We start from the raw sequence: 11,752 nt of genomic DNA, 5'->3' as shown, positions 1-11,752 counted from the left end.
GGTCGGAGCGCGGAGGGGGCGGTGGAACGCGGGGGCGGCGGCGAGCGCGTGGGACTTCCCCCCGCCACGGCCGGACAGCGGATCCACGGCTCGGTGGCCCGCACCCTGGGCATCGCGATCCTCGCCGGCCGCCACGCGCCGGGGGAGGTCCTGCCGGGGGAGATCGAGTTCTCCGAGCAGCTCGGCATCTCCCGCACCGCCTACCGAGAGGCCATGCGCATCCTGAGCGCGAAGGGCCTCGTGGAGAGCAAGCCGAAGACCGGCACCCGGGTCAGCGCCCGCAGCCGCTGGAACCTCCTCGACCCCGACGTCCTGGCGTGGGCCTTCGAATCGGAGCCGAGCGAATCCTTCATCCGCGACCTGTTCGAGCTGCGCCAGATCGTGGAGCCCGCCGCCGCCGCCCTCGCGGCGGAGCGCCGGACGGAGGCCGACCTCGCGCGGATGGGCCGGGCGCTGGACGACATGGCCCGGCACGGCCTCGCCACCCCGGAGGGCCGCGCCGCCGACCGCGCCTTCCACCACGCGGTGCTGGAGGCGACGCGCAACGCGCCGCTCCTGTCCCTGTCGAGCTCCATCGCGGCGGCGGTCTCGTGGACGACACTCTACAAGCAGCGCCGCCGCGCCCTGCCGCGCAACCCGATGCCGGAGCACCGCGCCCTCCACGCGGCGATCGCGGGGGGCGATCCCGGGGAGGCGCGGGAGGCGATGTCCGAACTGATCCGCCTCGCCCTCGCCGACACCGAGATGTCGATGAAGGCCTGAGACCAGGCCTTCAGTGGTTGTCGCGCGGCAGGCCCTTGGTCTGGGCGATGCGCTGGAACGCCTCCGCGCCCTCCAGGATGGCGCCAGTGTGCATCTGGCCGACCACGGCCCGCTGCATCGCCTGCCAGGGGGTCTGCGACGCCGGATAGGCGTAGCCCCCCGCCGCCTCCAGGGCCTTGCGCCGTTCGGCGATCTCGGTTTCCGGCAAGAGCATGTCGGCCGTGCCCCGGCGCAGGTCGATCCGCACCCGGTCGCCCGTGCGCAGCAGTGCGAGGCCGCCGCCCGCCGCCGCCTCGGGGGAGGCGTTGAGGATCGAGGGCGAGGCCGAGGTACCCGATTGCCGCCCGTCTCCGAGGCAGGGCAGCGCGAAGACGCCCGCCTTGATGAGGTTGGCGGGGGGCCGCATGTTCACCACCTCGGCGGCGCCGGGATAGCCCACCGGCCCGGCCCCGCGCATCACGAGGAGCGTGTCCTGCGTGATGTCGAGGGCCGGGTCGTCGATGCGGTGGTGGTAATCCTCCGGCCCGTCGAACACGACGACGCGGCCCTCGAAGGCCTCCGGGTCGTCCGGGTTCGAGAGGTAGCGGGCACGGAACTCCTCGCCGATCACGCTGGTCTTCATGATCGCCGCGTCGAACAGGTTGCCCTTCAGCACGAGGAAGCCCGCCGCCGCCTTGAGCGGCCGGTCGAACGGGCGGATCACGTCCTCGTCCTCGATGGTCGCGCCCAGGCAATTCTCGCCGATGCTGCGGCCGTTGACGGTCAGCGCGCCCTCGCGGATCAGGCCTTGGCCCATCAGCTGCGCCACCACCGCCGGCAGGCTGCCCGCGCGGTAGTAATCCTCGCCGAGATAGGCGCCGGCCGGCTGCAGGTTCACAAGCAGCGGCACGTCGAGGCCGTAGGTCTGCCAGTCGGTGACGTCGAGTTCGACGCCCATGTGCCGGGCGATGGCCGCGAGATGGATCGGCGCGTTGGTGGAGCCGCCGATGGCCGAGTTCACCACGATGGCGTTGAGGAACGCGTCGCGGGTGAGGATCTCGGAGGGCTTCAGGTCCTCCGCCACCATCTCCACGATGCGCTTGCCGGTGCGGTAGGCGGCCTCCTGCCGGTCCCGGTACGGGGCGGGGATGGCGGCGCTGCCCGGCAGCATCATCCCCAGCGCCTCGGCCAGGGTGTTCATGGTCGTGGCCGTGCCCATCGTGTTGCAGAACCCGGTGGAGGGCGCCGACGAGGTCACGAGCTTGATGAAGCCCTCGTGGTCGATCTCACCCGCCGCCATCATCTCGCGGGCGCGCCAGACGATGGTGCCCGAACCCGTGCGCTGGCCCTTGAACCAGCCGTTGAGCATCGGCCCGACCGAGAGGGCGATGGCCGGGATGTTCACGGTCGCCGCCGCCATGAGGCAGGCGGGGGTGGTCTTGTCGCAACCGGTGGTGAGCACCACCCCGTCGAGCGGGTAGCCGTGCAGCAATTCCACGAGGCCGAGATAGGCGAGGTTGCGGTCGAGCCCCGCCGTCGGGCGCTTGCCGGTCTCCTGGATCGGGTGGACCGGGAATTCGAGGACGATGCCCCCCGCCTCGCGGATGCCCTCACGGATGCGCTCGGCCAGCACGAGGTGGTGCCGGTTGCAGGGCGACAGGTCGGAGCCGGTCTGCGCGATGCCGATGATCGGCTTGCCAGAGCGCAGCTCCTCCAGGCTGAGGCCGAAATTCAGGTAGCGCTCCAGATAGAGCGCCGTCATGTCGATGTTGTCCGGGTTGTCGAACCACGCGCGGGAACGGAGCTTGCGGGGAGCGTCGGTCATCGGCCGGTCCGATCGGGGCTGGAGGGGAGCGGGAAGCGGTAGGTGATCACGTTGCGGAACGTGCCGCCGGGATCGAGCCGGGCCGAGCCGAAGCCCGGCTGGTTCGGCGTGTCGGGGAACAGTTCCGGCTCGATGGCGAAGGCGTCCGACTGCCGGTAGGCGAGGCCGGATTTCCCGGCGCTCGTCGCGTCGAGCATGTTGCCCGAATAGAGCTGCACCCCCGGCGCGGTGCTCGCCACCTCGAGCACGCGGCCGGATGCGGGATCCTCCACGCGGGCGACGAGGCGCGGTTCGTCCGCCGGGCTCTCGGAGATCACGTAGTTGTGGTCGTAGCCGTGCCCGCGCAGCAACTGGACTTCGTTTCCGTCGCGGATGCGTGCGCCGAGGCTCCGCGGCTGGCGGAAATCGAACGGCGTGCCCGCGACCGGCGCGAACTCCCCGGTTGGGATCTGCGTCGCGTCGACGGGCGTGTAGCGCTCCGCCGGGATCGTGACGACGTGGTCGAGGACCGGTCGGCCGGACGCCTCGCCCGCGAGGTTGAAGTAGCTGTGGTTCGTCAGGTTGACGATGGTCGGCCTGTCGGTCGTCGCGCTGTAGGCGATCCGCAACGTGTCGGGCGCCGCGAGCGTGTAGGTGACGCTCGCCGTCAGCGTGCCGGGGAAGCCGCCCTCGCCGTCGGGACTGACGTAGCGCAGCGTGACGGAGGGCGTGGTCCCGCCCTCCACGGACTCGACCTGCCAGAGCCGCCGGTCGAACCCATCCGGCCCGCCATGGAGGGTGTTCGGCCCGTCATTGGTGGGCAGCGTGTAGTCGCGCCCGTCGAGGGAGAAGCGTCCGCCCCGGATGCGGTTGGCGTAACGCCCGACGCTTGCCCCGAAATATTGCGGATGGTCGAGATAGGCGCCCAGGTCGGCATAGCCGAGGAGCACGTCCGCCGGGTGTCCGTCGCGATCCGGCACGTCGAGGCAGCGGAGCGCCGCGCCCCAGGTGATGATCCGCGCGGTGAGGGTGCCGTTGGAGAGGGTCACCTCCTCCACCACCCGGCCGTCGGGCAGGGTGCCGAAGGGGGTCCGCGCGGTCTCCCCCGCCACGACCGCGACGTCCTGGATCGCCGGCGTCCCGTCCACCATTCCGTGTCCTCCCCGGCCTCGCCTTCGCCGGATGGACCCGTTTTATACTCAGACAAATATGCTGACAATCGCGGCGAAGTGGCCGCTCACCGAACACGAAAAAGGGCACGGAGGAGACCTCCGTGCCCTGGTTCCGGCCAGTCCCGACGAGTCGGAACCGGCGCGGTGATGGTCGATCCTAGTAGGTGCCGAACTTGTAGTTCACACCAGCGCGGATCACGGCGAATTCCGTGTCGCGGCGGTTGTTGGCCGGGCCGGCAACCACGGTCACGCCCGGGGAGGTGGTGGTGACCAGCTGGCCGAGGTTGTTGGTGGCGAAGGCGCCGGCAGCGTTACGGTTGCGGTCCAGGTTCACGTACAGGCCTTCCACCTTCACCGTCACGGCGGAGGAGCGGAAGAAGTTCAGGAACGAGTCCGTCGGGAGAGCGTACTCGATACCGCCGCCGACCGCGTAGCCGGTCTGGAAGTCGTCGGAGCTGACGCCGGAGCCGAACTGACGGCCGCCGCCGGCGCCGTAGGCGAAGCCGCCGGTGGCGTAGAACAGGGTGCGGTCGAAGGCGTAGCCGAGGCGGCCGCGCACGGTGCCGAAGTAGTCGAGACCCGACAGGCCGTTCGGGTTGAAGATCAGCGTGCCCGGGACGATGGCCGAGCCGTTGGCGCCGATGGCGGAGAAGCGGTTCCGCTGGCGGCCGAAGTCGGCGTACTGGGCGTCAGCTTCGATACCGACGACCACACCCGAACCCGGGGTGAACTGGTAGTTGTAGCCGATCTGACCACCGCCGACGAAGCCTTCGTTGCCGGAGGTGTTCGAGAAGGCGAGGACGCCGGTCTGCAGGGCGTTGCCGGTCGCGAAGATGCGGTTGGCCGGCGAGACGCCGACGACCGTGGTGGCCGAGTTCGACGAGGCGTCGAAGCCGTAACCGGCGTTGAAACCGGCGTAGAAGCCCGTCCAGGTGAAGACCGGAACCGGGGTGAACACCGGCGGCGGAGCGCGACGCGGAAGGTCGGCGGCGGTGGCGGCGGCGGTGAGAGCCGTGAACATCGCCAGGGAGGTGACGAGTCTCTTCATAATTGTGCGAACCCCAGAAGTCTGTCCCGATCGAGATGACTTTTAGCGGAAAGCGCCCCTGAAGACTGTGTCGGCAAGGTTACACCGACCCCCGAACTGCGGCGAGACGGTGGCCGAAAGGGTGTCGGCCAAGCGGGTCGAGGTCAAAAAACTCGTTTTTCCACAGCGCGTTATCCGCTCATGCAATCGTGGCGGGAAATGGGACGCGCGGCCTCGCTTGTGTCTAGGGAGCCCCGTCCGCCGGGCGGATTCGCGCCTGCGTGAAGGGCCTGACCAGTACCCTGCGGCCCTCTCCGTCGTGGACGTCGACGATCCAGCGCGTCCAGTCGGCCTCACCCGATTCCATCAGGGCGAGGGCCACCCGGTCGGCCTGGGCGCGGACCTGCGCCAGGGTCGGCAGCCGCCGGCCGCGCAGGTCGAAGGCGGCCTCGCCGTGGGGGCCGACGCAGTGGAACCGGTAAAGCCGTGTCGGCACAGCCGTTTTTCCCCACCATCCACAGAGGTCCACCGCGATTCCGGCCATCGTCCGCCGGGGGCTTGAACCGAATCGGCTGCCGCGCTTTGTTCGCTATATGTTCTAGTGGAGGTTGAGCGGGATGCGAGGGCTGTCGAGCGAATCGCCTGCGCCGGTCTGGACGCCCACCGAGGCGGAGACCATTGCGCTGGCCTATTACCGGGCGCACCAGCGGGACGGCTGGGCCGCCCTGGTCCACGCGATCGAGGACGCGCTGGACGACCTCGCCGCCGCCGACTCGGCGATCCGTGAGCGCGGGCGGCAGATCTCGCACGGCTACGTGCGCGGCCAGCCGAAGGAGTGAGCGGTCCGCCGAAGTCCTTCGCAGCGTGCCGCATCTTTCGCCGCTCCACGCCCGACATTTAAGCGCGCTTCGTCTTGCTGGCCAAAATAGCCGGGCGCACTCTTCCAAGAGATCGCCCCTAGATCATCATGCGATGACGGATCTTTGCCTTCGGCGGTCGACCGGGAGGTATGGGATGAACGGAAGCGTGCTGATCTCTCCGTCCGAATGCGAGGCAATGCTGGCGGCCGGCGGCGTCGTGCTGATCGATACGCGGGCGCCCGCTGCCTACGCGGCGGGGCACATCGCGGGGGCGGTCAACATCCACGACGTCTTCACCTACCTCGCCACCACGACGCCGGAGGGCGTCGTGGAGATGAAGGACAAGTTCGCCGAGACCTTCGGCGCGGCGGGCCTCGGCGGCGAGGAGACCGCCGTGATCTACGAAGCCTCCATGGATACGGGCTTCGGCCAATCCTGCCGCGGTTGGACGCTGCTCACCTATCTCGGCTACCCGAAGGTGAAGATCCTGCACGGCGGCTTCTCGGCCTGGACGGCCGAGGGCAAGCCGGTGACGGACGAGGCGACCGTGCCGAGCCCCAAGACCTTCCCGGTCGATCCGGCGGCGGCGTCGCTCTTCGTGGACCTCGACGGCATGAAGGCGGCGGTGGCGGACGAGGCGGTCGTCAAGCTCGACACCCGTGACGTGGACGAGTGGGTCGGCACCTCCTCCTCGCCCTACGGCAAGGACTTTTGCCCCCGGAAGGGCCGCATCCCCGGCGCCCGCTGGATCGAGTGGTACCGGATGATGAAGCCGACCTCCGCCGGCAAGGTGCTGAAGGCGAAGGAGGAAATCCTCGCCGAATGCGCCACGGTCGGCATCGACGCGGACACGCCGGTCGTCCTCTACTGCTTCAAGGGCGCGCGCGCCTCGAACACGCTGGTGGCCCTGAAGGAAGCCGGCATCAAGGACGTGAAGCTCTATTTTGGATCGTGGAACGAGTGGTCCCGCGATCCGAGCCTGCCCATCGAGGAGGGCTTCCCCGGCACGAAGGCGCCGCCGATGCCGATGGCGGCGGAATAGGCGCCCCCGTCACTCCGGCAGTTCGAACACGGTGAGCTGGCCGCCCGTCGCGGTGTACTGCGACAGGGCGGCGTAGCCGCCGACCGCGCCCGACCCGTCCGCCGGGTCGGTCAGCCCCGCCGCGAGGCCGATTCCCGCCCAGCCGCCGATGCCGGAGAGCACGGCCACGTATTGCCGGCCGTCCGCCATGTAGGTCGTGACGTTGCCGACGATGCCGGAGGGCGTCTTGAAGCGGTAGAGTTCGCGCCCGTCCCGGGCATCGACGGCCTTCAGATAGCCTTCGAGCGTCCCGTAGAAGACGACGCTCCCTGCCGTCGCCAGCGCCCCGGACCAGACCGAGAAGGGCTCGGGCTTCGACCACACGATGCGTCCCTTCGCGCCGTCCCAGGCGATGAACGCGCCGGTATGGCTGTCGCCCTCCGGCGGGTGCAGGGTCAGCGTCGCGCCGACATAGGGCTGGCCGGGGGTGTAGGTGACGCGGAACGGCTCGTAATCCATGCACATGTGGTTGGTGGGCACGTAGAACAGGCCGGTCTGCGGCGAGTAGGCGGCGGGCTGCTGATTCTTGGCGCCGAGCGCGCCGGGGCAGATGCCCTTCGTGACCTCCTCCTCGCCGGCCTCCTCGGGGGCGAACCGCTTGGCGAGGATGGGGCGCCCGTAATCGGGCCGGGCGGGGTCCTGCTCGATCTTTGTCGCCCAGTTGACGCTGGGGTCGAACTTCTCCGCCACGAGGAGCGCGCCGGTCGCCCGGTCGAGGGTGTAGCCGAAGCCGTTGCGGTCGAAATGGGTCAGCACCTTGCGGCGCGTCCCGCCGATCTCCTGCTCGGTCAGGATCATCTCGTTGACGCCGTCGAAGTCCCACTGGTCGTGGGGCGTCATCTGGTAGACCCAGCGGGCGACCCCCGTGTCGGCGTCGCGGGCGATGATCGCCTCGGCCCACCGGTTGTCGCCGGGGCGCTGGGCCGGGTTCCAGGTCGAGGGGTTGCTCGTGCCGTAATAGACGAGGTTCAGGGCCGCGTCGTAGGAGAACCACCCCCAGGCGCAGCCGCCGCCGATCCGCCACTGGTCGCCCTCCCAGGTCGTCAGTGAGGAATCCGGGCCGACCGGCTTGCCCAGCGATGTGGTCTTGGCGGGATCGAACAGGATGTCGGCATCCGGCCCCACCGCGTAGGCGCGCCAGCGCAGCTTGCCCGTCGCCTGATCGTAGGCGGTGACGGGGCAGCGGGCGCCGTATTCGCCCCCCGACAGGCCGACGATCACCTCGTCACCCACCGGCAGGACGGTGGCGGTGTTGGTCTCGCCCCGGCCGGGATCGCCGTTCTTCACGGACCAGAGAACGTTGCCGGTGGCCGGATCGAGGGCGACGAGGGTCGTGTCCGCCTGCTGCAGGAAGAGGCGTCCGTTCGCGTAACTGAGCCCGCGATGGACCGTGTCGCAGCACATCACCGCGATCACGGTCGGGTCCTGACGCGGGCTGTAGCGCCAGAGGATCTTCCCCTCGTGGGCGAGGTCGAGGGCGTAGACGATGTTCGGGAACGGGGTGTGCACGTACATCACCGTGCCGACGACGATGGGGGCGCCCTCGTGGCCGCGTAGCACGCCCGTCGAGAAGGTCCAGGCGACCTTCAGCCGGGCGACGTTGCCCGCGTCGATCTGCGTGAGGGGCGAATAGCGGGTGTTGGCCGCGTCCATCGTCTGAAGCACCGTCTCGGCGCGGGCGGCCGGGGCAGCGACGAGCGCCAGGGCGGCGAGCAGGCCGAGGGAGCGAAGGAAAAGGGTCACGGAGGATCCTCGCGCGATGAGCGGGGCGTCATGCAGCTCCGGCGTCTGTCCCGCGTTTCCCGTGCCGAGAGCAAGGGACCCTCACATGCAGCCTTTCACACTAAGCTGGGATGCGGACCGCCTCGCGTGGCTGCGGGAGCGGGTGGGCGCCTACCGGATGCCGCGTCTGCCCGAGGGCGCCGGCTGGCGCTACGGCTGCGATCCGGATGTCCTGCGCGATCTCTGCGCCTATTGGCTCGATGGGTTCGACCACGAGGCGGCGGCGGCCGATCTGAACCGCTTCCCGCAGTTCCTCGCGCGGATCGAGGATCTCGATATCCATGTCGTCCACGTGGTGGGCGAGGCGCAGGGTAAGCGCCCGCTGCTCCTCACCCATGGCTGGCCGGGCTCGGTCTACGAGTTCTGGCAGGTGATCGAGCCCCTGGCCTACCCGTCGCGCTTCGGGGGCCGGGCGGAGGATGCGTTCGACGTGGTGGTGCCCGCGCTGCCGGGCTTCGGCTTTTCCGGCAAGCCGAGGGCGCCGATCGGGCCGCGCACCACGGCGCGGCTGTTCGACAGGCTGATGCGCGAGGAACTGGGCTACGCGCGCTACCACGCGCAGGGTGGCGATTGGGGGGCGGGCGTCACCGCGTGGCTCGCCCTCGACCATGCGGCGAGCCTCAAGGCGATCCACCTCAACTACCTGCTGGTCCAGCCCGCTGCCGAGGCATCGACCGAGGCGGAGACGCGATGGCGCAAGGGCGCCCAGGACGCCCAGGCCCGGCTCGGCGCCTATGCGGATCTGCAGGGCACGAAGCCGCTCTCGCTGAACTACGCGATGGCCGACGAGCCGGTGGCGCAGCTGGCGTGGCTGGTGGAGCGCTTCCACGATTGGGCGGATCTGCGCGAGCGCCCGTTCGAGGCGGTGTTCTCGCAAGACACGCTGCTCACCAACGCCCTTTTCTACCTCGCCACCGACAGCTTCGGGACGGCGACGTGGTACTATGCCGGGGCGCGCGCCGAGAGCGCCCGCCGGATGCCGGAGGGCACCCGCGTCACGGTGCCCACCGCCTTCGCCGCCTATCCCGATCCGCGCACCCTCGCCCCGCCGCAGGAATGGGTGGAGCGCGGCTACGCCGTCACCCGCTGGCGGGACATGCCGCGCGGCGGGCATTTCGCGGCGATGGAGGTCCCCGACCTGTTCGTCGCGGACCTCCGGGAGTGGGCGCGGGGCTAGGCGTCGAGCAGCCCGGCGAGCTTCATCGCCACCCCTTGCGAGCCCTGCACCTTCAGCCGGCCGGTGGAGAAGGCCATCATCGGGCTCAGCTTGCCGCTCACCAGCTTGAGCAGGTTGTCGGAGCTGAGCTTCATCACCGTGTCGGCCTCTCCGCCCTCGGCGGTGGAGACGTCGACCTTGCCGCCGGTGGCATCCAAAAGGATGCTGCCGCCGTCGGTGAGGTCGAACCGCACCTTGTAGCCGAGGGTGCTCAGCGCCTCCGCGCGCTCCTCGATGGATTCGACCAGGGTTCCGATATCCGCCATCACGCCACTCCGTTTCTCAGAACATCGCCTCGTCCAGCGCCATCATCGCGCCCTTGCCCGATTTCACCGCCGCCAGCAGGCCCGCCACCTGGGGCAGGATGCGCTCCATGTAGAAGCGCGCCGTGGTGAGCTTCGCCTCGTAGAAGTCGCGCTCGTCGGTGCCGGCCTTGAGCGCCGTGTGGGCGACCTTGGCCGAGCGCAGCCAGACGTATCCCAGCGCCACCAGCCCGAAGAGGCGCAGGTACTCGGTGGCGGCGGCGCCTGCCTCCTCCGGGTCCTTCATCCCCTTCTGGGCGATGTGGGCGGTGGCAAGTTGCAGCGCGCCGAAGGATTTGGCGAGCGGCTGGGCCAGCGGCGCCAGATCGTCGTCCTCGATGGCCTCATCGAGGAAGGCGAGGACGGGGTGGAAGAAGCTGCGCAGATAGCGCCCGGCATGGGCCGGCAGCTTGCGGCCGATAAGGTCGAGGGCCTGGATGCCGTTGGTGCCCTCGTAGATCATCGAGATCCGGGCATCGCGGACATATTGCTCCATGCCGTGGTCGCGGATGAAGCCGTGGCCGCCATACACCTGCATGCCGAGGCTCGCCGATTCGAAGCCGAGATCGGTGAACAGCGCCTTCACCACCGGGGTCATCAGCGCGGAGAAATCCTCCGCCCGGCGCCGCTCGGCCGGGTCGGGATGGTGCTCCATCACGTCGAGGCTGCGGGCGACCCAGGCGCCGAGGGCCCGGCAGCCCTCGTTAGTGGCGCGGATCGTCATCAGCATCCGCCGCACGTCCGGGTGGACGAGGATCGGGTCGGCGGGCAGGTCCGGCCGCTTGGTCCCGACGAGGGACCGGCCCTGAAGCCGCTCCTTGGCGTAGGCGACGGCGCCCTGGTAGGCGGCCTCGCCCGCGCCGAGGCCCTGGATGCCGACCGACAGGCGCTCGCTGTTCATCATCGTGAACATCGCGCGCATACCCTTGTGCGGCTCACCCACGAGCCAGCCCTTGGCGTCGTCGAAGGACATCTGGCAGGTGGCCGAGGCCTTGATGCCCATCTTGTGTTCGAGCGCGGAGCAGGTGACGCCGTTGCGCTCGCCGGGCGTGCCGTCCGGCCTGGGCAGGAACTTCGGCACGAGGAACAGGCTGATGCCCTTCACGCCCTTCGGCGCGTCGGGGAGCTTGGCCAGAACGAGGTGGACGATGTTCTCGGTGAGGTCGTGGTCGCCCGCCGAGATGAAGATCTTAGAGCCGGTGATGGCATAGGAGCCGTCGCCCTGCGGCACGGCCTTGGTCCGCAGGAGGCCGAGATCGGTGCCGCAATGGGCTTCCGTCAGGCACATCGTGCCTGTCCATGTGCCGTCCACGAGCTTGGGCAGGTAGGCCGCCTTCAGCTCCTCCGAGGCGTGGCCTTCGATCGCCTGATAGGCGCCGTGGCTCAAGCCCGGATAGAGGCCGAAGGACAGGTTGGTCGAGCAGATCATCTCCTCGACCAGCTTGTTGATGCCCGCCGGCAGGCCCTGGCCGCCATAGGCCGGGTCCGCACCCATGGCGGTCCAGCCGCCTTCCCGGAACGCCTTGTAGGCTTCGGGAAAGCCCTTCGGCGTGCGCACCACGCCGTTCTCCAGGCGGCAGCCCTCCTCGTCGCCGGAGGCGTTCAACGGCAGCAGCCGCTCGGTGCAGAATTTGCCCGCCTCTTCCAGGATGGCGTCGGCGATGTCGGGGGTGAAGTCCTCGTGGCCCGGCAGGGCCTCGGCACTGCCGTGCAGTTCGTTCAGCACGAAGCGCATGTCGCGCAGGGGAGCCTTGTAGGTCTGCATTG

The 11,752-nt window shown here is 69.6% G+C and carries 11 protein-coding genes; 4 read left to right on the top strand and 7 right to left on the bottom strand.

The window, feature by feature from the left end:
* Positions 1–21: 21 nt before the first annotated feature.
* On the top strand, positions 22–762 hold the full coding sequence (locus AAHF99_RS17840; RefSeq protein WP_342165853.1) for a FadR/GntR family transcriptional regulator: 741 nt from the start codon (positions 22–24) through the stop codon (positions 760–762).
* 10 nt (positions 763–772) lie between these two features.
* On the opposite strand, the gene AAHF99_RS17835 is transcribed toward AAHF99_RS17840, so the two are convergent.
* From AAHF99_RS17835 to AAHF99_RS17820, 4 genes are all read right to left on the bottom strand, one after another.
* Positions 773–2,566 (bottom strand): IlvD/Edd family dehydratase, encoded by a 1,794-nt coding sequence (locus AAHF99_RS17835; protein WP_342165852.1) that lies wholly within the window; start codon positions 2,564–2,566, stop codon positions 773–775.
* Positions 2,563–3,696: an aldose epimerase family protein gene (locus AAHF99_RS17830; RefSeq protein WP_342165851.1), complete on the bottom strand. Its 1,134-nt coding sequence runs from the start codon at positions 3,694–3,696 to the stop codon at positions 2,563–2,565. Before AAHF99_RS17830 ends, AAHF99_RS17835 begins: the two co-directional genes overlap by 4 nt.
* A 178-nt stretch (positions 3,697–3,874) precedes the next feature.
* A complete protein-coding gene (locus AAHF99_RS17825) occupies positions 3,875–4,765 on the bottom strand; it encodes an outer membrane protein (RefSeq protein ID WP_342165850.1) in 891 nt (296 codons plus the stop codon).
* Between the two features lie 223 nt (positions 4,766–4,988).
* The gene (locus AAHF99_RS17820; RefSeq protein ID WP_243952169.1) at positions 4,989–5,240 is read right to left on the bottom strand and encodes a DUF6894 family protein; all 252 of its coding nucleotides are present in this window, start codon (positions 5,238–5,240) and stop codon (positions 4,989–4,991) included.
* A gap of 121 nt (positions 5,241–5,361) precedes the next feature.
* Between AAHF99_RS17820 and AAHF99_RS17815 the strand changes: the two genes are divergently transcribed.
* Together AAHF99_RS17815 and AAHF99_RS17810 are read left to right on the top strand one after the other, a co-directional pair.
* Positions 5,362–5,583, top strand: a complete 222-nt coding sequence (locus AAHF99_RS17815) for a hypothetical protein (RefSeq protein ID WP_342165849.1) — start codon at positions 5,362–5,364, stop codon at positions 5,581–5,583.
* 175 nt (positions 5,584–5,758) lie between these two features.
* The gene (locus AAHF99_RS17810) at positions 5,759–6,646 is read left to right on the top strand and encodes a sulfurtransferase (protein ID WP_412759909.1); all 888 of its coding nucleotides are present in this window, start codon (positions 5,759–5,761) and stop codon (positions 6,644–6,646) included.
* Positions 6,647–6,655: 9 nt separating this feature from the next.
* Here the strand turns inward: AAHF99_RS17810 and AAHF99_RS17805 are convergent, their stop codons facing one another.
* Positions 6,656–8,428: a methanol/ethanol family PQQ-dependent dehydrogenase gene (locus AAHF99_RS17805; protein WP_412759908.1), complete on the bottom strand. Its 1,773-nt coding sequence runs from the start codon at positions 8,426–8,428 to the stop codon at positions 6,656–6,658.
* Between the two features lie 85 nt (positions 8,429–8,513).
* Between AAHF99_RS17805 and AAHF99_RS17800 the strand changes: the two genes are divergently transcribed.
* The gene (locus AAHF99_RS17800; RefSeq protein WP_342165848.1) at positions 8,514–9,644 is read left to right on the top strand and encodes an epoxide hydrolase family protein; all 1,131 of its coding nucleotides are present in this window, start codon (positions 8,514–8,516) and stop codon (positions 9,642–9,644) included.
* Here AAHF99_RS17800 and AAHF99_RS17795 read toward each other — a convergent pair.
* Together AAHF99_RS17795 and AAHF99_RS17790 are read right to left on the bottom strand one after the other, a co-directional pair.
* On the bottom strand, positions 9,641–9,949 hold the full coding sequence (locus AAHF99_RS17795) for an SCP2 sterol-binding domain-containing protein (protein WP_342165847.1): 309 nt from the start codon (positions 9,947–9,949) through the stop codon (positions 9,641–9,643). The genes AAHF99_RS17800 and AAHF99_RS17795 overlap by 4 nt on opposite strands.
* Before the next feature lie 16 nt (positions 9,950–9,965).
* A complete protein-coding gene (locus AAHF99_RS17790; protein ID WP_342165846.1) occupies positions 9,966–11,750 on the bottom strand; it encodes an acyl-CoA dehydrogenase C-terminal domain-containing protein in 1,785 nt (594 codons plus the stop codon).
* Between the last annotated feature and the right edge of the window lie 2 nt (positions 11,751–11,752).

The sequence above is a fragment of the Methylobacterium litchii genome (assembly GCF_038442315.1).
Taxonomy (GTDB): Bacteria; Pseudomonadota; Alphaproteobacteria; order Rhizobiales; family Beijerinckiaceae; genus Methylobacterium; species Methylobacterium litchii.
Note: the sequence above shows the minus strand (reverse complement) of the source record. Positions and strands in the feature narration are given on the sequence as shown.

Coding starts and splice junctions, on each gene's coding strand:
- AAHF99_RS17830 (WP_342165851.1), bottom strand. CDS start 3,696: ATGGTGGACGGGACGCCGGCGATCCAGGACGTCGCGGTCGTGGCGGGG.
- AAHF99_RS17795 (WP_342165847.1), bottom strand. CDS start 9,949: ATGGCGGATATCGGAACCCTGGTCGAATCCATCGAGGAGCGCGCGGAG.
- AAHF99_RS17825 (WP_342165850.1), bottom strand. CDS start 4,765: ATGAAGAGACTCGTCACCTCCCTGGCGATGTTCACGGCTCTCACCGCC.
- AAHF99_RS17815 (WP_342165849.1), top strand. CDS start 5,362: ATGCGAGGGCTGTCGAGCGAATCGCCTGCGCCGGTCTGGACGCCCACC.
- AAHF99_RS17790 (WP_342165846.1), bottom strand. CDS start 11,750: ATGCAGACCTACAAGGCTCCCCTGCGCGACATGCGCTTCGTGCTGAAC.
- AAHF99_RS17800 (WP_342165848.1), top strand. CDS start 8,514: ATGCAGCCTTTCACACTAAGCTGGGATGCGGACCGCCTCGCGTGGCTG.
- AAHF99_RS17810 (WP_412759909.1), top strand. CDS start 5,759: ATGAACGGAAGCGTGCTGATCTCTCCGTCCGAATGCGAGGCAATGCTG.
- AAHF99_RS17835 (WP_342165852.1), bottom strand. CDS start 2,566: ATGACCGACGCTCCCCGCAAGCTCCGTTCCCGCGCGTGGTTCGACAAC.